Origin of the sequence: Bacillus sp. 1735sda2, from assembly GCF_024159245.1 — a bacterium.
Lineage (GTDB): Bacteria > Bacillota > Bacilli > Bacillales > Bacillaceae > Bacillus > Bacillus pumilus_O.
Genome location: NZ_JAMYWZ010000001.1, coordinates 2,170,442 through 2,190,643 on the forward strand (window position 1 = coordinate 2,170,442; position 20,202 = coordinate 2,190,643).

Consider the following 20,202-nt stretch of genomic DNA (forward strand, 5'->3'; position numbering starts at 1 on the left):
GTAGATAAGAGGTGATTCCAAATGAAACATGAAGGCGAAAAGAAACATGAATTGCTGGCTAATGAAGATATTCTCTATGAAGCGATTGAACAATTTTTCGCATCCTCCCCGTTTCATGAGATATTAAATAGTGCGGAGGCGCTCATGACCACATCTCATTCTCTTGCATCGATTACGACCGATGTGACAGAGGATGAGCAGTTTGTGTATATCGCAATCCAATTTCCCGACCATTTTGTCGAAGGCGATATCGCACTAGAAGTAAAAGCCCAATATTTACACTTATCCGTGCAAGAAACAATCAAAACGGATACAGCTTCCTCGTATTCGAGCTTTACAAAAACCATTTTAATGCCGGCAAAAATAGATGAGACGAACATGAAAAGCGTGTGGAAAGATCAAACGCTTCGTGTGACGGCACCAAAGCAAAGAGCCCAATAGATCCTTCTATTGGGTTTTCACTATGCTTTAAAAATGCTCGTAAATCCTTTCGCTAATGAGCCTACTTGATTCATTGTACTCATCATTTGCCCAGCTGTATCAAACATTTTGTTAAAATCGAATTGTCCATTCGTTTTTTTGAATTGCGATAGTACACTTTTAAATTGAGATGATTGCTGTTTTTGCGGTCTTGGCAAAGGATAAGGGTTCATAGGCTGCTGCATGGGCATCATGCCTGATGGCTGCATCTGGGGCTGATTGATCGCTTCGGGCGGCTGAAAAGGCGGCACATTTTCTTGGTATCCATAAGGCGGCTGATAGACAGCAGGTGATGCCTGGCTCATGGCACCTTGATGCGGCGGCATGAAATATTCTGGAGGCTGCGGAGGCTGTTGCTGCATTTCTGGATACGGAAAAGGCCCTTGATTGAATGGATTGAATTCATAAGGCTGCTGGTTTGAATAAGGGATCATATATCTCGCTCCTCTCGCTCTCAGCGCATAGTCTTGTCACTCATATATTATGATGAGAAACAGAAGATGTGCCTAAAGCAGCAATAAGAAAAACGCAGCCATATCTTCAGCTGCGCTTGTTAATTTCTTCTATTAAAAGGTTCAGAGTGTAAATCACTGACTCAACTAAATTTTTCACACGGGGTGCATGCTGTTTGCCAAAATAAGATTGCAGGACAACTTCTTTCCCATTTTCTTTGACGGCTTCAAGCTGTTCTTCGTGTAAATATCTAGGTTTCGCCAGATGAATAAACGAGATCGCAGCAGTGAGCCACTCTTTCATTTTCTGATCAAATGTCTCAACGGCTGGCTGAATGTCTGTGTGAAAATCATAAACAGGGTATTCCTCTTCAGCCTTTCCCTTTTGGTACTGCTCATACGCCTCTTCGATCCATATTCTCAAGTTTTGTGTATGTTCAAGTAATGTTTGATTATCCAAAGTGTTCACCTCTATGAACCATCCTATCAAACGTTTACTTATTGCTCAAATAGAAAGCTACCCTGCGTGGTATGCCGGTCTTGCCGCCAGTTGATACTCAGCTACGTGAATCTTCCCTTCACAGTCCTTTACTTCCGATTCAAGCCGGTCTATCATTTGCTCTTGCTCTTCTATGGCTATTCGTGTTGTTTCATTCACAGCAAGAGATAGTTCTTCTTCCACCGCATCAATTTTTCGTTCGATTTCCTCTAATAACTGCAAAATGGATTCTTTTGATACAAATTCGCTCATCATCAGATTCCTCCTTTATCGTCTCTCGTTACATTCTCTTTTCTTTCACACCCTCCTTCACACATGACAAAACTAGAAGCAAATCGCCAATCTATGTGTAGATGAGCGCTATTTCTTCCTTTTCGACATCTGCTTGTCCTTCTTTGTATGATTGCGTCCGATTGTGTAAATTCTAAGGACAAAGGAGGTAGATTTCATGAAAAAGCAGCCAGCACCAAAAGAGCAAAAGCCAAAAGGGAAAGAAAACAGTACAGATCAGCTTGATAAAAAGCTTGGCGGTCCTAATCGACCATCTACGTAAAAAAGCAGGTACCCCCTGCTTTTTATTTATGCAAAAAATAGTGCTCTAATGAGAAAAGAAAACGCAGCTGTCTTTTTTTATGAAAATACCAGTCGGTCAGTTCAATTTGTTTTGGTAACGTCTCTTCATCAAACAAAGTTGGGCTCAATTTCTTTTGAAACCAATCTTCTCTTTGATCGTCTAATGAATGTGTCATCACTGGATAAACAGTTCGAAGAAAAGGTGTTGACCTTCTAGCGATCCCTAAAAACGGCTCAAAATCAAACCGTGATCCGGTATGCGGAACAGTATGCAAAAAATGATAAAAATCCGAAAATAAATCGGCCCGAAATAATAGTTTCGCTAGTTTTTTCCCTAATGTAATACGCTCTTTTACGTTGGAAAACTTCCGTATGGTTAACCCGTACAAATGCCCGTCAACCGTTGGGAAAACAACGGTTTGAAAATGTCCCCACTCGCTAAACAGATATTGAATCGAGTGAAAAACATTCTTTTTCAGAAGAGGATTTTGTATAATAGGAGATTGTATAGTATATTGTTCATTTATGATGAGTGCATAAAGTAGACGCTCTGTGTCACGCTTTAGCCAAAAACGTTCCCACTCAGTGCTCATAAAACGAGAGACAGAAAAATACGGAAGCAGATGGAACAAAGGTTTGCCGCACCGCTTAGACCATTCATACAAAAGAAGCTGGGGGTAAGCATCTGAAAAGATCAGCCAATTCGCTCTTTCATATGCTGTGAAAAAAAGGTGCCCCTCTTGATCTGTTAAACCTGGATGGAAGAGCTCGCCCTTTAGATCCGTCATAGACCATCCAGCATTTCTCGAGACAAAGGAAGCAAGCAGCGACCATTTCATCTCTGGATGACGATCATAAAAGCGCTTGTAAGCATTTGTCCTCGTCAGGTTGTCTTTATTTTTCACTTTCGTTTCACGCAATATATGCTGAGTGATGATGTGCTCTTCTTGTGACAACATAAGTATCTCTCCAATACAAAATGCATTAAAAGGAGGCTGAAACTTGATGATTCGGTATCCAAACGGAAAATCGTATCAGCCCATTCAACCAATTGGGACAAAAAAACGAATTAGCGGCGAATCCTCTTATAGTAACCGCGGGATGACTCTTGAGGCTGACTTAAACGAAACCAACCAGTACTATTTGGTCAACGGGATCGCAGTCATTCATAAAAAGCCTACCCCCGTTCAAATTGTGAACGTGGATTATCCAAAAAGAAGCGCTGCTGTGATCAAAGAAGCCTATTTTAAACAATCATCCACAACAGACTATAATGGAGTGTACAGAGGGCGCTATATCGATTTTGAAGCAAAGGAAACCAAAAGCACCACCTCGTTTCCGCTCAAAAATTTTCATGAACATCAAATTGAGCATATGAAACAGGTTGAAAAGCAAGGCGGTATTTGTTTCGTTATTATATCCGCATTTGGCTCCGTTTATTATTTGCCCGCTTCAGATCTCTTTTTCTTCTGGGAACGGCAGAAACTAAACGGCCGGAAATCCATTAGTAAAGATGAACTAATGGAAGCCGGTCACTTAATGACACTTGGATATTCGCCAAGAATTGATTATATTAAAGTAGTGGAGACACTTCATTTTTCGGATGAAAGTGAGTATCAATAACGTTCGAAAAAGGTTTAACACGAAAGGTTGAGATGTGATGTCTGATCAATTTACAAGTCGTGAACAGCGACGTAAAGCAAGTCAAGAAAACAATAAGAAGCAAAAGAACAAAAAAGGCAAAAAGAAAGCAGGTCTATTTAAAAAAATATTTTTATCTTTACTCGTGATCGGTCTTCTATGTCTAGTGGCCGGAATCACAACTTTTGCCGTTTTTGCATCAAGCGCTCCTTCAATTGATGATAGTAAGCTCAAAACACCTTATTCTTCAAAGCTTTATGACATAGACAAAAAAGTATTTGCAGAAGTCGGTGCGGAAAAAAGAACGTATGTCTCGATTAAAGATATACCCGATGTGGTAAAAGAAGCATTTATTGCAACGGAAGATGCACGTTTTTATAAACACCACGGGATTGATCCAATCCGTATTGGCGGTGCCCTTGTCGCAAACGTTGAGGACGGCTTTGGAGCTGAAGGTGGAAGTACAATTACACAGCAAGTTGTGAAAAATACTCTACTTACCAATCAAAAAACGTTAAAACGTAAAGTACAGGAAGTATGGCTCTCGATTCAGCTTGAGCAAAAGTACTCTAAAGATGAAATTTTAGAAATGTATTTAAACCGCATTTTCTTCTCGCCTTATGCTTACGGTGTTGGGAAAGCGGCTGAACAATTTTTCGGCGTGACAGATTTAAATAAGCTAACTGTTGCACAGGCTGCCACACTTGCAGGTATGCCGCAGAGCCCTTCTGCTTATAACCCAGTGAAAAATCCTGAGGCAGCAGAAAAACGTCGTAATATCGTGTTAGGCCTCATGAAAAAACAAGGCTATATTTCTGAGAAAGACTATGAAGTGGCAAAAGCAACCCCTGTCAAAAAGACCGTAGTGCCTGCTGATAAATATAAGAGCCAGAACTCAAGTAAGTACTCTGCTTATATTGAAGAAGTCATGGAAGAAGTACAGAAAAAAGCCAAAGTAGATGTATCAACAGATGGATTAAAAATCTATACTTCACTCGATCGTAAAGCTCAGGATCACCTAGATGATATTATCAATGGGGATTCTGTTGGATTTACGAAAGGTATGCAGGCGGGTGTCACCTTGCTTGATACAAAAAATGGTGAAATCCGAGCTATTGGCGGTGGACGTGATGTACCAGCCGGCGGCTTTAACTATGCAACTGATGCAAAACGTCAGCCAGGTTCAACAATTAAACCAATTTTAGATTACGGTCCTGTCATTGAAAACAAAAAATGGTCAACGTACCAGCAAATTGATGATGCGCCGTATACGTACTCAAACGGTACACCGATTAATAACTTTGACAGAAGACATTTAGGGAAAATGTCGATGAGAAGTGCTTTGGCACAATCACGAAACATCCCTGCCCTAAAGGCTTTCCAAGAAGCTGGCACAGACAATGCCGTTCAATTTGCTAACAACTTAGGTATGGACTTACCGTCAGACATTCCAGAGTCTTACTCAATCGGTGGATTTGACGATGGCGTGTCCTCTCTAAAAATGGCTGGGGCCTTTAGTGCATTCGGTAATAATGGATATTATAACGAACCGCATGCTGTCACGTCTGTTGAATTTAATGACGGTACAAAGCTTGACCTTACACCAGATTCTAAAGCGGCTATGAGTGACTACACAGCCTTTATGGTCACAGATATGCTAAAAACTGCTGTCCAATCTGGAACTGGTACACTTGCACAAGTACCGAACGTTCAAGTTGCTGGTAAAACAGGTACAACGAACTTTACACAAGATGATATTAATAAATACAATATTCCTTCTGGCGGTGCGAAAGATTCGTGGTTTGTTGGTTATACGCCGCAATATACAGCAGCCGTTTGGACTGGAATCGGTAATTCAAAAGATGCGGACGGCAAAATGTGGCTCACAGATTATGAGCAGCGTGTTGCCAAACTCGTCTTCCAGCGATTAATTTCTCAAATTGATGATGGAAGCGGCTCATTTGAAAAACCAGACAGTGTCGTTGAAGCGACGGTTGAAAAAGGATCGGATCCAGCGAAATTAGCCGGACCAAATACACCGAGCGATAAGAAGACAACAGAATACTTTGTAAAAGGAACGGTTCCGACAAAAGTGTCTGACACATATGAAAAGAAAGAAGCCGATAAGCCTTCTGACTTAAAAGCAGTGTATGATGAAGAGAAAAAATCCATCACACTGACTTGGGGCTATGATGACGACGCAGATGCTACATTTAATGTAAAACAAGCAGTTGATAACGGCGGCTATAAAGACATTCAAAACAGTTCTGCTAAAGAAGCGGTCATCTCTGATGTGAAGCCTGGCTCTACTTATAAATTCCAAGTAACAGCCACTGTAGAGGATGTTACAAGTAAAGCAGCTTCTACCTTCCTCACCATCAAGGATGATGAAGATGAAGAAGAAAAAGCAGATGATGAGAACAAAGAAGAAGAACCGCAGCAGCCTGATGACGAGCAGACAGACAAGACTGACGATAACAAAAATCAACCCCCAGGCACTGATGAGCAAAAGCCAGATGATAAAAAAGATCAAGACAAAGATAAAGATCAGGATCAAGGCGGAAATACGGAAAACGGAAATAATGGTTCTTCCGATAATGGCTCAGACAGTACAAATGGGAACAGCAACTCACAAACTGACAATAAAGATAAAAAGAAAGATGATACGAAAACGAACACACAAAGCTCAAGTTCGCAATCAACTTCTCCTAATCGAAAAGAAAATGAATAATGAAAAAGCACTTGCCTCTGTGGCAAGTGCTTTTTTAACGCTTTTGTCTAATCTTTTTAAGTGCTTCATATTTTCCATACTGCTTTTTTAGTTCTGTGTATAGCTCGTCTAGTTGAATAAAGCAGTGATATTGAGTTGGTTTTAGCAGAATGAACTCTAAACGTTCTGTCCAATTAATAGGGGCAACGGGAAATGTCTCTTGCTTAATATGTTCCCATTCAAGCGTTTGAATTCTCTCCCCTTTGATCCAGTAAAACACCGCAATCATACTGACAATCCCTTGCAGCATATCATCTTCTTCACACCGAGACTTTCTTGTTTCAAAACGAGGAAGCATTTTTTCTTTTAATTCATTCCATAGTTCGAACATCACAGGAACAAATTCTTCTGTTTTCTGCCATGGAAGCTCATCTGTTAAACGTTCTGATGATAGATCATATGCGAGTGGATGCTCTCTAAGGATGTCCATTCGCTCACCTTTCAACTCTATCTTTTTCCCTTTTAGTTTTTCGACATATGAGGAAAAAACAACGACCCCGCTCATGCCAGCTTCACCAACCCTTTTTTCAGCCTCTTCTGCCCTTCTCTACACATATCAAGAAGTGGACAAGATTCGCACTGCGGACGCTGGGCCTTGCAGTGATATCTGCCAAAAAAGATGAGGCGGTGATGCGTCACAGACCAATCTTCTTCTGGTACCTTCTTCATTAAGGTTTGTTCTACTTCGAGAACAGAATCCTTCCAGCGGCAGATTCCAAGTCGCTTGCTGACACGTTCTACATGTGTATCGACTGCAATTGCTGGCACCCCAAAAGCGACCGAAACGACAACATTTGCTGTTTTTCGGCCCACCCCAGGAAGCTTCACAAGCTCATCCCGATCCTTAGGCACTTCCCCGCCATATTCTTCAATTAGCATTTTGCTCAACTTTTGAATATTTTTGGCTTTATTTCGATAAAGACCAATCGAACGAATATCTTGCTGCAATTCTTCAAGTGGTACACTTAAATAGTCTTCTGGTGTTTTATATTTTTGAAATAACGTTTTGGTCACTTTGTTGACGAGCACGTCTGTACACTGCGCTGAGAGTGCCACAGCGATCACAAGTTCAAATGGATTGGAATGAACTAGCTCACACTCAGCTTCTGGAAACATATCTCCTATAATATCTAAACATTCATTGATTTGTTTTTTTGATAACATGACTTCTCCTTTATTGGTTATTGTTCCAGCCAATTATAAAAAGGAACTTGTCGCTTATATGTTGACGCCTCTTCTTTTGAAGGTGGCGCTTTTTGCTGAGAACGGAAATGCTGGCTATGCTCTTTTGCTTCTTCCGCTGTTTTCAGCCCTTTCTTTTTCCACTCAAACAGAATTCGGTCGATATAACGGAAATTTAATTTTCCTGATAACACCGCTTCTCTTAATGCTAGGCGGATCATTTCAGCATCATGATGGTCTTGATCCATCCAGATGGAGAGTGTTTCTCCTTCAAGAGGAGAAAGCGGCCTGCCAAATTCATCTTCAAATAAAGCATATAAAGACTTTTCAGCTTGTACATGGAGTTTTTGACCTTCCTTCGCTTGTTTTGCCTCTAAAAAGTCATACAACACGCCCCATAATGGCTCAACTGAGTAACGGTCATGCTGAATACCAGACCCGTCCTCAAACGGCTGAATCGAAATAAATCCTTTTTGAATTAAATGCTGAACCATATACGCACACTCTTCAGCTGAAATGGTCATCCCATGGGAAAGCTCTTCAAATGTTTGAAAGAACACACCTTGTTCTTCATTCATTTTAATCTTAAGCATCACCATCATTTGTGATTCATTCAGTCCTAACTGCTCATAATGAGCAATCAGCAAATTAGGCAAACTGGTCGACCCCATTTGCTGCATATTAATAAATTGCTGCCTATTCATCGGATACACCTCTTCACTTTAAGTATATCACGTTTTATTTCACGTGCTCCTTCAAAAACGTTTGAAAAAGCCTCCATATGTTGGAGGCTTTCACGTCTTAAGGATATAAACGGTTTAATAATCTTGGGAAAGGAATGGTTTCACGCACATGCGGCGCTCCACTAATCCAAGCAACTGTACGTTCAAGTCCAAGACCGAAACCTGAATGCGGGACAGAACCATATTGTCTTAATTCTGTGTACCATTTGTAAGTTTCTTGATCTAGTCCATGTTCTTTCAATCTTGCTTCTAGAAGCTCTAGATCATGAACACGCTCAGAACCGCCAATGATCTCTCCATAGCCTTCTGGAGCAATCAAGTCTGCACAAAGAACGACATCATCACGATCTGGTGCAGGCTGCATGTAAAATGGTTTTAATGATGTTGGGTAGTGAGTGATAAACACTGGTTTATCGTAGCTTTCAGCGATCGCTGTTTCGTGAGGCGCGCCGAAGTCATCTCCCCATTCAATATCGTCAAATCCTTTTTCTTGCAAGAATTTAATGGCTTCATCGTAAGTGATACGCGGGAATGGTGCTTTGATATTTTCTAGTTTTGCTGTATCACGGCCAAGTGTATGCAGTTCCACTTTACAGTTTTCAAGTACACTTTGAACCACATGAGTTACATAGTTTTCTTGATACTCAAGGTTTTCATTAAATTCGACAAAAGCCATCTCAGGCTCGATCATCCAAAACTCAATTAAATGGCGTTTTGTTTTAGATTTTTCAGCTCTAAATGTTGGACCGAAAGAAAATACTTTCCCAAGTGCCATAGCAGCAGCTTCCATGTAAAGCTGTCCACTTTGAGAAAGGTATGCGTCTTCATCAAAATATTTCGTCGCAAACAGCTCCGTTGTGCCCTCAGGTGCACTTCCAGTTAAAATTGGCGGATCTACTTTCACGAAGCCTTCTTGATGGAAGAATTCATATGTAGCACGAATGATTTCGTTACGAATTTTCATAATGGCATGCTGCTTTTTAGAACGAAGCCATAAATGACGGTGATCCATTAAGAATTCTGTTCCATGCTCTTTTGGTGTAATCGGGTAGTCAGTTGCTTCATGAATCACTTCAATGGATTTCACTTGCAATTCAAAACCAAGAGGTGAACGCTCGTCTTTTGTTACTTGTCCTGTCACATAGACAGATGTTTCTTGAGTGACTGATTTTGCAAGCTTAAAGACTTCCTCTTCTACTTCTGCTTTTACTACGACTCCTTGAATAAAGCCTGTCCCGTCACGCAACTGCAAGAATGCAATTTTACCGCTTGAACGTTTATTGGCAATCCATGCGCCGATGGTTACATCTTCATCGACATGTTTGAACACTTGATTAATCGTTGTTTTCAACATAATTCCCTCCAAAGCCAGAAAGAAGCTCACCTTTTCGATAGGTGTGATTCTTTTTTCATACATTTTATTATAACCGTTCTAAATCAGCATGGTCAACGCAAGACAGGAGAAACTATGGTGTTACATTTTTTTCTACGTGTCCTGTCGAGAAATCGACATAGCTAAAGCTGTATTGATTGTTTTCATTTAAGTACGTCACTTCCCAAAGGAGTACATCACCTTCTCTTGCTAATTGAACGTCCTTTAGCTTAGAGACCGTGTTCTCCTTTTGAACAGCTTGTACTGCTTGATTTGAGGTTACACCATCTTTTGCCCTTTTTGCGATCACTTTTTCTTTTTTGCTGGCAGGTACCCAAACATAGGTTGTTTCATTTTGTTTGTTTTTCCCTTCCACAATAAATTGTTTTTCTTTTCCGACAAAGGTTTCTACTTGCTCCACTTGTACGATGTCTGCTTGTTTTTTCGCTCGTTCAATCGCCGTTTCATGACCTTGTTCTTTTTGCCCCATGGCAATCTGATAAATCCATGTAAAGCTGATGATGCCAATAAGCAAAACAAAAGCCACAACGGATGAGATGATCCAAACTATTTTTTTCATGTCAAGCTTCCCCTATGTGCGATATATTGTAAATATCGCTTGATTTTGATCTTCTTGATCTAATGCAAGTCCAAACATGAGATCTTCTCTTTTAAGCGTTCTGTTCAATAAGTCAACAATTTTATACAGGTCCTCTGAATGCTTAATGTGAACAGTTGAAAGTACCTCTATTTTACTTTCCACTTCTAATTCCTCCTCGGTACGTAAATATTGTTAGTCATACTTTTCGGCGCGGGAACCGATACTATTTTTACAACGGAACACAAAAAGCCGTTACGATAAATTAACTCCAAACCCACACCAGCTAAAGGCCGCTTATGACAGCGGCTTTTCGTTGTTGAGCTCCTCAATATACGCCTCAAGTGATTCTCTTGTCATCTCGTGAACCGGCGCGTGAGGGAGTGATTCTAAAAATAGCTTTCCATATGACGCGGTTTTCACTCGGCGGTCTAAAATGAGCAATGTGCCTATGTCTTTTTCAGAGCGTAGCAAGCGGCCTGCACCTTGTTTAAAGGTTAACACAGCTTCTGGGAGAGCAACGGCTTTAAACGGATTTTTGCCCTGTTTTTTAGCGGCATCACATTTTGCTTCAATAAGCGGTGAATCAGGCGGTCGAAACGGAAGACGTGCCATAATGACTGTTGTCAGCTCTGATCCAGGAAAATCGACACCTTCCCAAAAACTACCCGTACCAAGTAAAATCGCATGTTTTGCTAATTTAAACATCTTCGTTAATTTAACAGGACTACCACCCGTCAAACCTTGAGCAAAAAGGGCAGCTTGCATCCCTTCTGTTTTCAGTTCATCATATACTGCTTTTAACATCTCATGTGAATTAAACAACACCAATATCTTCGCCTGGTGCTGCTTTTCCATCAACTTAATGTACCGTACTGATTGCTTTACATAGTCGCGCTCATCACGGTTCGTAATCGGCGGCATATCAGCTGGCACAATCACCTTGAGCTGTTTTTCAAGTTCAAACGGTGATTCAATCTGTACAAGATGCGGATAAAAGTCCTGCAGACCAAATCGTTCTAAGCAATAATCAAAGCGACCATTGATTGTCAGTGTCCCTGATGTGAGAACAACACTTTTTTTGTTCATAAAAAAGCGATCTGCTAAAAGCTCTCCAGTATCTAGCGGCTGTGCATGCATAAAGACAGCGTTTTTGGCACCCTTTGCATCAATCTCAATCCAAACCGTTTCATCGTTTTTCGGTTCAAAAATGAACCGGTACAGCGTACTGCAAAATGTTTGCATAAACGACATCACTTGATCGTATTCCTCTGCTTCAAACGCAAAGTGTTCTGTCAGTTGATCACTTTTTTGAAGAAGCTCGCTTTTTTGCTGTTCATACAGCTTTTCACAAGCAATTAACAAGGAACAAAGCTTACTTGCCGTCTCTTTAATCCGTTTCCACTGCGCATGCTTCGACTGATGACGTACTCTATGAATGAGACGATTGATGTCTGCTTTTGGTTTTGTCCTTTTGACAAAAGAATGGACGGTACTAAAAAAGGCGTCACTTTCCATTTGAAGCTGATGAAGATACTCATCCATTTCGATAAAGGTGTCCGTCTGTAAGCCGGAAGCGTGAAATCTTTTTTTCAGCTTCTTTAACAAACCGCCCTGTAAGGAGCCAAGCTGCGTTAATTTCGCATGAAGCTGGATATACGACGCGCTATCCCCTAGCGTTTCATTGGCTGTTTTCTCAAATTGGTGAGCCTCGTCAATCACATATACGTCTGCATGCTGAAAGATAGATGATGCCTCCGTTTGTGATAAGAGCAGGCGATGATTTGTTAAAATTAAATCAGCTGTTTTGGCCCTTCTTTTCGCACGCTCATAAAAGCAGTATTCTTTAAACCGGCGCTTTTTCGATGTAAACGGCATGTGCACGCACGAAATTCGGTCTTTTATATTGGCAGCTCCCGACGGTAAATTTAGCTCAGATAAATCACCCGTTTCTGTTACAAGGAGCCACATTAATATTTGCGCCTTCGTTAAGACCACATCATAGTTATCATCTTCCTCATGCAGTACATGCTCAAACTTATCTAAGCAAATATAATGCGCCCGACCTTTAAATACACAGGCTGCTGGTTCAAATGGGAGCAATTGATTTAAAATCGGCATATCGCGCTGAAGCATTTGCTGCTGCAAAAGAATGGAATATGTACTAATAATAACAGGTTTTCCTGATTTCTTTGCTTCTAATGCAGCTGGTATGAGGTATGCGAGCGTTTTTCCGATACCTGGTGCCGCTTCAATTAAAGCATAAGCTCTTTCATGAAACACATCTCTCACTTTATTCATCATCTTGAGCTGTCCTTCTCTTACTTCATAGCCTTCCACTGTTTGGGGCAGCTTCTTTTTGATCTCCTCAAACAGCTGTTCATCGTCTTCCCCTACTGAATTTGTCGTATCCTTTTCAGAATTGGTGACATCTTTAACAGCAAAAGAGCCGACTTCTACCAATGAATTTTCGCGGCTAGCATCACTCGTTTCAAGCTGCTGGATTAAAAGTCCTATATCACTTAAAAGATAAGAGGATAATCTACGCAGCTGCTTTAGCACATTTTGCGGTGTATGCGTTAATTGATGGAGTAAGGTTAAAAATAACATAGCAGTAACTTCCGCATCACTATCCGCCCTGTGCGGGTGGTCATGTGGAAGCATGAGCTCTTCGCTTAGTTCAGTGAGCTTATAGCCTTCAAGCTCTGGATAAAGAATTCTAGAAATTTCAACTGTATCAATCGCTAGCACATCCAGCTCATTTTTCCCGCATGCTTTTAGTTCATCATTTAAAAAATTCAAGTCAAAATGAACATTGTGCGCAACAAAATAAGCGCCTTGAATGAGATCATACACCTCTTGGGCAATATCCTCAAAAAACACCGCATCGTCAACCATATGCTGCTGAATGCCTGTCAGCTGTTCAATAAATCCTGGGATCGGTTTTCCCGGGTTCACATATTTTGAATACCGTTCGACAATTTGTCCATTTTCAATGACCACCGCAGCAATTTGAATGATTTTATCACCCTTTTTGGGTGAATTCCCGGTGGTTTCAATATCAACGACAACAAACCTTTGATCGGCCATAAAATGGACACCTCAATTCCTCGTTTCACTCGAAGTGAAACACGCTCTGGGCAAAAATAGCTGAAACAGAACAGCTTCTTTTCTTAAACTGTTCTGTTTCATTGGAGCATGCGTTATAAAATCGTTCTCGCAGGCTCTTGCCCAATCATTTGTTCAATTTGATTTTCTTTATTTAACACGACCACTTTTGGTGTATGCGTCTTTGCTTCTTCTTCTGAGAGCATTCCATAAGCGATAATAATCACTTCATCACCCGGCTGAACCAATCTTGCTGCTGCGCCATTTAGACAAATGACCCCGCTTTTTCTTTCACCCGGAATAATATACGTTTCAAGTCTCGCGCCATTGTGATTGTTGACAATCTGTACTTTCTCATTTGCCATCATACCTGCCGCATCAAGTAAATCTTCGTCAATGGTGATACTTCCAACATAATGTAAGTTTGCTTCTGTTACCGTCGCTTTATGAAGTTTAGAAGTCATAAAGGTTCTATACATGCTTTTCACCGCTTTCAGGAACATGGAATATGACATTATCAATCAGTCTTGCCCGTGAGAATTTCACCGCAATCGCAATGATGACCTGACCTGCTAACTGCTGAAGCGGCTCAAGCTCTGGATAGGAGTAAATTTCAATATAATCAATTTCCCCGCTCGTTTGAAGAATATCCTCTTCTACCAACTGATAAATGCGACTGACGTCACGTTCACCATTTTCAATCGCTGACTGTCCTTTTTTCAGTGCGCGGTACAAAGCAGGTGCTTCTTGTCTTTCTTTATCAGACAAGTACACATTTCTTGAACTTTTCGCTAAACCGTCTTCTTCTCTAACTGTCGGTACTGAGACAAGGTGAAGATCAAAGAAGAAATCCTTGATCATCGCGTCGATCACAGCGACTTGCTGTGCATCCTTTAGACCAAAGTATGCATTTGTTGGTGCTACAAGATGAAATAGCTTTGTAAGCACCGTAACAACGCCGTCGAAATGTCCCGGACGTTTTTTCCCGCATAAGACATCCGTCCGCTTTCGAACCGTCATCGTGATCGATGGTTCATTTGCATACATTTCTTTCACATCAGGTGTAAATAAAATATCTACTCCTGCTTCTTTTGCAAGGCGCTGATCTCTTTCCATATCCCGTGGATAGGATTCAAAGTCTTCGTTCGGTCCAAATTGCAGAGGATTGACAAAGATGCTCATGACTACAAGGTCATTTTGATCCCTTGCTTCTTTCGCAAGCGTCAAATGTCCTTCATGAAGAAAGCCCATCGTTGGGACAAAGCCAATGGAATGCTGCTTTTCTTGATGTTGCTTAATCAATTCCTTCAACTCGTGAATATGGGTGACAACGTTCATTTTTTGATCCCCCCATATAAACCATCAAGGACTTCTTCTTTGATATGAAATGTATGCTTGTCTTCTGGAAATGTGTGTGCTTTTACTTCTTTCGTATATTGAATAAGCGCTTCTTCTAATAATGTATCAATTTGCGCGTATTGTTTCACAAACTTAGGTGTTCTAGACACCCCGTATCCTACCACATCATGGTAAACAAGAACTTGTCCGTCTGCCTCAGCCCCTGCACCAATCCCGATCACAGGAATCTTCAGCATGTCGGTAATTCGTTTTGTCAGTTCACCAGGTACGCATTCAAGGACAAGTGCAATCGCACCAGCTTCCTCACATTTCAAGCTGTCTTCAATCAATTTCTGCGCACTTTCGTGGTCTTTTCCTTGCACTTTATAACCGCCAAGTACTCCAACTGACTGAGGTGTAAGGCCTAAATGACTGACGACAGGAATCCCGCCTCTTGTGAGAGCTTGAATGGATTCAAATACACCATCTCCGCCTTCTAGCTTTAAGGCATCCGCACCGCTTTCTTGCATGATGCGTGCTGCGTTTTTTAATGTTTCTGCTAATGAATAATGATAAGACATAAATGGCATATCTGTCACAATAAATGTGTCTTTTGCGCCCCTTTTCACTGCTTTTGTGTGATGGATCATGTCATCGATCGTGACTTGTATTGTCGAATCGAGTCCAAGTACAACCATCCCAAGTGAATCACCCACTAAGATCATGTCGACTTCCGCTTTTTCTGCTTGCTTTGCAGATGGATAGTCGTATGCTGTCAGCATCACAATTGGTTCGTTTTGTTCTTTCATTTTGAAAAAATCTAGCTTTGTCTTCATTTGTTCCTCCTCATTCTGGAGAGGAGATGGTTTGCCTCACATCACATGTTTTGATTTCTCATGCACGGCGAATCATCCCTCTGTCCAAGTCCCTTAGGATCAAGGCAGAAATTGATCAAATTTTTGTTTCTAACAGGTACAGCTCTTTTCAGATACTGCCCACACGAAGTATATCAAAATTGTGCCGGGTGTTCCACTTAAGTTGACTTGATCTCGATGTCTGCGGAGTAGATTTTTTGGATCCCTTCCTCCGTTTCAAGCAATAATACACCTTCTTCATTGATTCCGAGCGCTTTTCCAGTGTATTGCCCATTGACGGTGCGGGCCACAATATGCTGACCGATTGTCATCGCATACGATTCCCATAATTGTTTAATGGGCGCAAATCCATGCTTTATATAATCAGCATATCTTTTTTCAAAATTGGACATGATCTGTTGGATGAGCGCAGCACGGTCCACTTTTTCATTCAGTTCCATTCGCAGGCTCGTGGCGATATTCTTTAGTTCATCAGGAAAATCAACAGCCGTTTGGTTCACATTAATGCCCGGTCCAATAATCACCGCATGAACCTGGTCCGCCTCTGCTTTTAATTCAGTCAAAATGCCAACGACCTTTTTCCCATTTAATAAAATATCATTTGGCCATTTAATCGAAGGTCCGAGTCCTGTTTGGTCTGCAATGGCTTCTGCGATGGCGACAGATGCCAAAAGCGTCATCTGCGGCGCTTTATGCAGAGGAATTTCAGGTCGTAGAATGAGACTCATCCAGATGCCTGTCCCATTTGGTGAATGCCATGCTCTTTGAAGGCGGCCTTTCCCGTTTGTCTGGTGATCACTGACAACGAGCGTGCCGTGGGGCGCACCTTCATTTACAAGATCATGGGCAATCAGCTGGGTGGATGCAACTTCTTTCTGAAAATATATGTGTCTGCCAAAACTCTCTGTGTCTAGACCAAATAGAATTTCGTCCTCACTAATTTTGTCCGGTTTACGAAGCAGACGATAACCTTTTCTTCTGACAGCTTCTACTTCATAACCCTCTTTTCTCAAGTCCTCCATATGCTTCCAAACAGCCGTTCGAGAACAACCAAGCTCATCACATATTTGCTGACTCGAGACAAAGTCCTGACTAGATGCTGTAAATAGTTCAATTAATCGTTTTCTAATTGCTGATCGCATGCGGTAAGCCACTCCTCTATGGCTTCTTTTCGGTTTTCCAAATGATTGTGCAGTACGGCTTTTTTCACCAAATCAAGCTCTTCTGCGATCCATTTACCTGATGTCTTTTGCCGAAAGGCCATTAAATCTTTTCCTGAAACAGCAAGGTCTTGAAGCGTTTTAATCGGCAGTGCATCATAAGAACTCTTGGCAGCCTCCAGCTCGTCAAAGAAAATGCGCCGCTCGTGTTTTAGCTGTGTAATTTTCAAGCTAGATAAAAGCACGTGTTCACCAGCTTCAAACATCTTTTCGGCATTCCATTCACAATCGACGTATCGGCTAATGGCGACCGCGTCTTTTAATAGCTTTGTTGACAGCTTCCATTCTTTTAAGAAAAGCACGGCCTTCTCTTCATCTAAGCCAAGCAAATGGATGACAGCCCCCCATACTTCTTCCAGTCCATCCAGTAAATAATACGGAAATGACTGAAAGGAGTCTTGCAGACGATCCTTTTCGAGTCCCGGCAATTCTTCGTATAATTTGGTAGAAATGAGCACTTTGATCGCCCGCTCACAATAACGTCCTTTTAAAAGCTTTTCCATTTCAATCTTTTTGCGTTCAACGGATATGTTGGCAAGGAGGTGCTTATCTTTTTCCATTGCTTCAGCTGTTTCTGCAGCGAGCTCAAAGCCAAGCTGGCTTAAAAAACGGATCGCTCTCATCATACGAAGCGCATCTTCCTGAAAGCGGCACGCAGGATCTCCTACGGTTTGAATTCGTTTCCGCTCAATATCCTGTTTGCCCCCTACATGGTCAATGATTTCTCCATTTATATCCATGGCCATCGCATTGATCGTTAAATCTCTTCTTAAAAGATCTTCCTTCAAGGATGTGATAAACGCCACTTCTTTCGGCCTGCGAAAATCTTCATATTCTGATTCAGTTCGAAACGTCGTCACCTCATAGCTCATCCCATCATGTAACACTATGACCGTGCCATGCTCTTTGCCAACATCAACTGTTTTTTCAAATAAAGACTCGACCGTATCAGGCGTTGCATCCGTTGCTATATCGATATCGCCGATTTCCCTGCCTAAAAGGACATCTCTCACTGCTCCGCCGACAAAGTAAGCTTGATATCCATGTTCGTGCAGTGTATGTAAAATAGGGATCGCATGTGTGAATGGTTCATTCATGTTCATCATCACCTTCGATCAATTCTAGGTAAAGCTCTTCATATTCACTTACAATTTTTTCAGAAGAAAAATGGGCTTGAACGCTAGACTGGGCCGCCGCCGACACTTGCTCATGAAGCGCTTTGTCTTTGAGTATAGAGACTGCGTGTTTAGCTGCCGCGTCTATATCACCGAGCGGGACAAGGAAACCTGTTTCCCCATGTGTAATGACTTCTGGAATACCGCCAACATCAGTCCCAATACATGGGACACCACATGCCATTGCCTCAAGAAGCACAAGTCCGAAGCTCTCTTTCTCAGATAGAAGCAGCTTCAAATCACTGATGGAATACAGCTCTTCTACTTTCTCTTGCTTTCCTAAAAATAACACGCGATCTGTTAGTCCCAGCTTTTTCACGAGTTCGCAAACAACCGATTTTTCAGGACCATCCCCAATGAGCAGCAGTTTTGCATTCACCTGTTCAGAGATTTTTTTAAATACATGAATGACATCATGCACCCGCTTCACCTTGCGGAAATTCGATACATGGATGACGACCTTTTCATGATCTAAAAGACCATAGTGTCTCTTCAGCACATTGTGATCATCACGCAAGTATACACGCTCATCGACAAAATTATGGATTGTTTCGATCTTTTTATTCGGTTTGATGAGGTCGTACGTCTGCGCAGCTAATGAATGCGACACCGCCGTTACCCGGTCTGATGATTCAATTGCAAAGCGAATGACTTCCTTTAATGATGGATCATAGCCTAAAACCGTAATATCCGTCCCATGAAGCGTCGTGACAACTTTTACAGAGTGTCCAGTCATTTGCTTCGCTAAGTACGCACAGACGGCGTGAGGCACCGCATAATGCGCGTGAATAATATCAAGCTTCTCTCGTCTTGCGACTTCTGCCAGTTTACTTGCTAATGCAAGGTCATAAGGCGGATATTGAAAAACAGCGTATTGATTGACATCCACCTCATGAAAATAAATATTCGGATACACTTTATTGAGCCTAAACGGAATACTTGAGGTAATGAAATGAACATCGTGCCCTTTTTCAGCTAAACGTTTTCCAAGTTCCGTCGCAATAATGCCCGATCCGCCGACACTTGGATAACAAGTGATTCCGACCTTTAGTTTTTTCATAATTCCCCCCCAAGTAAGTCGTCATCAATCAAAAGTGGTTTCTTTGTGATAAACCCTTCTGCATAAGCTTTATTGACTTCCCTTCCATACATAGACTCTCTCATTTTGACAAAATCAATATATCCGTTCACAAGAGGTGTCTCAACTGAATTCGCAGATTTCACAAATTGACTTTGATACGCATGCAAGCTATCAATCTTTTGATGCATTTCCTCAGAAATATCAATCACAAAATCTGGACGATGGTGACCGTTAATCATGTAATAATACATCTGACTTACTTTATGCGCAGGCTGCTTGTATGAATCTTCAAATTTATGTATCCCTGCCGAAAAAGCAGCTTCTTCAACAAGTGTACCCGCATGACCATGATCTGGATGCCGATCTTGGTGATACGGAGCAAAAATGAGTTTCGGTTTGTATGTACGAATCACGCTTGCAACGTCCTTCATTGCTTCGTCATTTACATAAAGCCCTCTGTCTGGCAGCGTGAGCTGGATTCGCGTTGACACGCCTAAAATGGCGGCAGCCGCTTTTGCTTCCTCTTGACGGCTCTCTACCGTTCCATTCGAAGATAATTCAGCCTGGGTCAAGTCGCAAATTCCGACACGCGCCCCTTTTTTTACGTATTTTGCAATCGTTCCGCCCATACCGATCTCTACGTCATCACTATGGGCTCCGAAAGCAAGGATATCAAGTCGTTTCATTTGTTCCTCCGTTTTTTGCTACATCTCGAAAATCAAACGTACCTTTATTTAAATTCCTGACTAAAATTTCTGCGGTCCCCATATTGGTGGCTAGTGGGATCGTATACACATCGCAAAGCCGAATGAGTGCAGATACATCTGGTTCATGCGGCTGCGCGGTAAGCGGGTCTCTAAAAAAGAGCACAAGATCCATTGCATTATCAGCAATTAAAGCACCAATCTGCTGATCTCCTCCAAGCGGGCCTGACTGGAAACGATGAATGGGAAGCCCCGTCGCTTCTTTCACTCTCAAACCTGTAGTCCCTGTTGCGTAAAGTGTATGATCTGCCAATATATCACGGTACGCAATGGCAAATTGGATCATGTCACTTTTTTTCTTATCGTGAGCGATTAAAGCAATGTTCATCAG

At 41.6% G+C, this 20,202-nt stretch carries 23 protein-coding genes; 4 read left to right on the forward strand and 19 right to left on the reverse strand.

Annotated elements, in window-relative coordinates:
• Positions 1–21 precede the first annotated feature (21 nt).
• Complete coding sequence (locus NKR21_RS11140; protein WP_012010342.1) at positions 22–441, forward strand: Hsp20/alpha crystallin family protein; 420 nt, start codon at positions 22–24, stop codon at positions 439–441.
• Positions 442–461: 20 nt separating this feature from the next.
• Here NKR21_RS11140 and NKR21_RS11145 read toward each other — a convergent pair whose 3' ends face one another.
• From NKR21_RS11145 to NKR21_RS11155, 3 genes are all read right to left on the reverse strand, one after another.
• A complete protein-coding gene (locus NKR21_RS11145) occupies positions 462–914 on the reverse strand; it encodes a YppG family protein (RefSeq protein WP_012010343.1) in 453 nt (150 codons plus the stop codon).
• Positions 915–1,020: 106 nt separating this feature from the next.
• The gene (locus tag NKR21_RS11150) at positions 1,021–1,392 is read right to left on the reverse strand and encodes a YppE family protein (protein ID WP_012010344.1); all 372 of its coding nucleotides are present in this window, start codon (positions 1,390–1,392) and stop codon (positions 1,021–1,023) included.
• Positions 1,393–1,449: 57 nt separating this feature from the next.
• Complete coding sequence (locus NKR21_RS11155; protein WP_225970028.1) at positions 1,450–1,683, reverse strand: YppD family protein; 234 nt, start codon at positions 1,681–1,683, stop codon at positions 1,450–1,452.
• Positions 1,684–1,879: 196 nt separating this feature from the next.
• On the opposite strand from NKR21_RS11155, the gene sspM reads away from it, so the two are divergent.
• Positions 1,880–1,984, forward strand: a complete 105-nt coding sequence (gene sspM, locus NKR21_RS11160) for an acid-soluble spore protein SspM (RefSeq protein ID WP_012010346.1) — start codon at positions 1,880–1,882, stop codon at positions 1,982–1,984.
• Positions 1,985–2,006: 22 nt separating this feature from the next.
• On the opposite strand, the gene NKR21_RS11165 is transcribed toward sspM, so the two are convergent.
• The gene (locus tag NKR21_RS11165; RefSeq protein ID WP_012010347.1) at positions 2,007–2,963 is read right to left on the reverse strand and encodes a DUF2515 domain-containing protein; all 957 of its coding nucleotides are present in this window, start codon (positions 2,961–2,963) and stop codon (positions 2,007–2,009) included.
• A 46-nt stretch (positions 2,964–3,009) separates the two neighbouring features.
• Here NKR21_RS11165 and recU point away from each other — a divergent pair, with 46 nt between their 5' ends.
• Complete coding sequence (gene recU, locus NKR21_RS11170; RefSeq protein ID WP_012010348.1) at positions 3,010–3,627, forward strand: Holliday junction resolvase RecU; 618 nt, start codon at positions 3,010–3,012, stop codon at positions 3,625–3,627.
• Positions 3,628–3,664: 37 nt separating this feature from the next.
• On the forward strand, positions 3,665–6,376 hold the full coding sequence (locus NKR21_RS11175; RefSeq protein WP_144457923.1) for a PBP1A family penicillin-binding protein: 2,712 nt from the start codon (positions 3,665–3,667) through the stop codon (positions 6,374–6,376).
• Between the two features lie 34 nt (positions 6,377–6,410).
• Here the strand turns inward: NKR21_RS11175 and NKR21_RS11180 are convergent, their stop codons facing one another.
• From NKR21_RS11180 to mgsA, 15 genes are all read right to left on the reverse strand, one after another.
• Complete coding sequence (locus tag NKR21_RS11180) at positions 6,411–6,920, reverse strand: YpoC family protein (RefSeq protein WP_012010350.1); 510 nt, start codon at positions 6,918–6,920, stop codon at positions 6,411–6,413.
• On the reverse strand, positions 6,917–7,579 hold the full coding sequence (nth, locus tag NKR21_RS11185; RefSeq protein WP_012010351.1) for an endonuclease III: 663 nt from the start codon (positions 7,577–7,579) through the stop codon (positions 6,917–6,919). Before nth ends, NKR21_RS11180 begins: the two co-directional genes overlap by 4 nt.
• Positions 7,580–7,596: 17 nt before the next feature.
• A complete protein-coding gene (locus NKR21_RS11190; protein ID WP_012010352.1) occupies positions 7,597–8,301 on the reverse strand; it encodes a DnaD domain-containing protein in 705 nt (234 codons plus the stop codon).
• Positions 8,302–8,398: 97 nt separating this feature from the next.
• A complete protein-coding gene (gene asnS, locus NKR21_RS11195) occupies positions 8,399–9,691 on the reverse strand; it encodes an asparagine--tRNA ligase (RefSeq protein WP_088001079.1) in 1,293 nt (430 codons plus the stop codon).
• Between the two features lie 115 nt (positions 9,692–9,806).
• Positions 9,807–10,292: a cell wall elongation/penicillin-binding protein regulator TseB gene (gene tseB / locus NKR21_RS11200; RefSeq protein WP_012010354.1), complete on the reverse strand. Its 486-nt coding sequence runs from the start codon at positions 10,290–10,292 to the stop codon at positions 9,807–9,809.
• 12 nt (positions 10,293–10,304) lie between these two features.
• Entirely contained in the window at positions 10,305–10,475 is a 171-nt protein-coding gene (locus NKR21_RS11205) for a YpmA family protein (protein WP_003215469.1), read from the reverse strand.
• A 132-nt stretch (positions 10,476–10,607) separates the two neighbouring features.
• A complete protein-coding gene (dinG, locus tag NKR21_RS11210; RefSeq protein WP_012010355.1) occupies positions 10,608–13,400 on the reverse strand; it encodes an ATP-dependent DNA helicase DinG in 2,793 nt (930 codons plus the stop codon).
• A 113-nt stretch (positions 13,401–13,513) separates the two neighbouring features.
• Complete coding sequence (panD, locus tag NKR21_RS11215; protein WP_034620444.1) at positions 13,514–13,897, reverse strand: aspartate 1-decarboxylase; 384 nt, start codon at positions 13,895–13,897, stop codon at positions 13,514–13,516.
• Complete coding sequence (gene panC / locus NKR21_RS11220) at positions 13,890–14,756, reverse strand: pantoate--beta-alanine ligase (protein WP_012010357.1); 867 nt, start codon at positions 14,754–14,756, stop codon at positions 13,890–13,892. The genes panD and panC overlap by 8 nt, the downstream gene beginning before the upstream one ends.
• Positions 14,753–15,592 (reverse strand): 3-methyl-2-oxobutanoate hydroxymethyltransferase, encoded by an 840-nt coding sequence (gene panB / locus NKR21_RS11225; RefSeq protein WP_012010358.1) that lies wholly within the window; start codon positions 15,590–15,592, stop codon positions 14,753–14,755. Before panB ends, panC begins: the two co-directional genes overlap by 4 nt.
• Before the next feature lie 197 nt (positions 15,593–15,789).
• Entirely contained in the window at positions 15,790–16,773 is a 984-nt protein-coding gene (locus NKR21_RS11230; protein ID WP_144457925.1) for a biotin--[acetyl-CoA-carboxylase] ligase, read from the reverse strand.
• The gene (locus NKR21_RS11235) at positions 16,746–17,948 is read right to left on the reverse strand and encodes a CCA tRNA nucleotidyltransferase (protein ID WP_144457927.1); all 1,203 of its coding nucleotides are present in this window, start codon (positions 17,946–17,948) and stop codon (positions 16,746–16,748) included. Before NKR21_RS11235 ends, NKR21_RS11230 begins: the two co-directional genes overlap by 28 nt.
• The gene (gene bshA, locus NKR21_RS11240; protein ID WP_012010361.1) at positions 17,941–19,086 is read right to left on the reverse strand and encodes an N-acetyl-alpha-D-glucosaminyl L-malate synthase BshA; all 1,146 of its coding nucleotides are present in this window, start codon (positions 19,084–19,086) and stop codon (positions 17,941–17,943) included. The genes NKR21_RS11235 and bshA overlap by 8 nt, the downstream gene beginning before the upstream one ends.
• The gene (gene bshB1 / locus NKR21_RS11245) at positions 19,083–19,793 is read right to left on the reverse strand and encodes a bacillithiol biosynthesis deacetylase BshB1 (protein WP_144457930.1); all 711 of its coding nucleotides are present in this window, start codon (positions 19,791–19,793) and stop codon (positions 19,083–19,085) included. Before bshB1 ends, bshA begins: the two co-directional genes overlap by 4 nt.
• On the reverse strand, positions 19,780–20,199 hold the full coding sequence (gene mgsA, locus NKR21_RS11250; protein WP_012010363.1) for a methylglyoxal synthase: 420 nt from the start codon (positions 20,197–20,199) through the stop codon (positions 19,780–19,782). The genes bshB1 and mgsA overlap by 14 nt, the downstream gene beginning before the upstream one ends.
• Positions 20,200–20,202 lie beyond the last annotated feature (3 nt).

What these genes read in the sequence shown, in the direction of transcription:
- NKR21_RS11140 (WP_012010342.1), top strand. Translation starts at nt 22, where the DNA reads ATGAAACATGAAGGCGAAAAGAAACATGAATTGCTGGCTAATGAAGAT.
- NKR21_RS11145 (WP_012010343.1), bottom strand. Translation starts at nt 914, where the DNA reads ATGATCCCTTATTCAAACCAGCAGCCTTATGAATTCAATCCATTCAAT.
- NKR21_RS11155 (WP_225970028.1), bottom strand. Translation starts at nt 1,683, where the DNA reads ATGAGCGAATTTGTATCAAAAGAATCCATTTTGCAGTTATTAGAGGAA.
- sspM (WP_012010346.1), top strand. Translation starts at nt 1,880, where the DNA reads ATGAAAAAGCAGCCAGCACCAAAAGAGCAAAAGCCAAAAGGGAAAGAA.
- NKR21_RS11165 (WP_012010347.1), bottom strand. Translation starts at nt 2,963, where the DNA reads ATGTTGTCACAAGAAGAGCACATCATCACTCAGCATATATTGCGTGAA.
- recU (WP_012010348.1), top strand. Translation starts at nt 3,010, where the DNA reads ATGATTCGGTATCCAAACGGAAAATCGTATCAGCCCATTCAACCAATT.
- NKR21_RS11175 (WP_144457923.1), top strand. Translation starts at nt 3,665, where the DNA reads ATGTCTGATCAATTTACAAGTCGTGAACAGCGACGTAAAGCAAGTCAA.
- NKR21_RS11180 (WP_012010350.1), bottom strand. Translation starts at nt 6,920, where the DNA reads ATGAGCGGGGTCGTTGTTTTTTCCTCATATGTCGAAAAACTAAAAGGG.
- nth (WP_012010351.1), bottom strand. Translation starts at nt 7,579, where the DNA reads ATGTTATCAAAAAAACAAATCAATGAATGTTTAGATATTATAGGAGAT.
- NKR21_RS11190 (WP_012010352.1), bottom strand. Translation starts at nt 8,301, where the DNA reads ATGAATAGGCAGCAATTTATTAATATGCAGCAAATGGGGTCGACCAGT.
- tseB (WP_012010354.1), bottom strand. Translation starts at nt 10,292, where the DNA reads ATGAAAAAAATAGTTTGGATCATCTCATCCGTTGTGGCTTTTGTTTTG.
- dinG (WP_012010355.1), bottom strand. Translation starts at nt 13,400, where the DNA reads ATGGCCGATCAAAGGTTTGTTGTCGTTGATATTGAAACCACCGGGAAT.
- panD (WP_034620444.1), bottom strand. Translation starts at nt 13,897, where the DNA reads ATGTATAGAACCTTTATGACTTCTAAACTTCATAAAGCGACGGTAACA.
- panC (WP_012010357.1), bottom strand. Translation starts at nt 14,756, where the DNA reads ATGAACGTTGTCACCCATATTCACGAGTTGAAGGAATTGATTAAGCAA.
- panB (WP_012010358.1), bottom strand. Translation starts at nt 15,592, where the DNA reads ATGAAGACAAAGCTAGATTTTTTCAAAATGAAAGAACAAAACGAACCA.
- NKR21_RS11230 (WP_144457925.1), bottom strand. Translation starts at nt 16,773, where the DNA reads ATGCGATCAGCAATTAGAAAACGATTAATTGAACTATTTACAGCATCT.
- NKR21_RS11235 (WP_144457927.1), bottom strand. Translation starts at nt 17,948, where the DNA reads ATGAATGAACCATTCACACATGCGATCCCTATTTTACATACACTGCAC.
- bshA (WP_012010361.1), bottom strand. Translation starts at nt 19,086, where the DNA reads ATGAAAAAACTAAAGGTCGGAATCACTTGTTATCCAAGTGTCGGCGGA.
- bshB1 (WP_144457930.1), bottom strand. Translation starts at nt 19,793, where the DNA reads ATGAAACGACTTGATATCCTTGCTTTCGGAGCCCATAGTGATGACGTA.
- mgsA (WP_012010363.1), bottom strand. Translation starts at nt 20,199, where the DNA reads ATGAACATTGCTTTAATCGCTCACGATAAGAAAAAAAGTGACATGATC.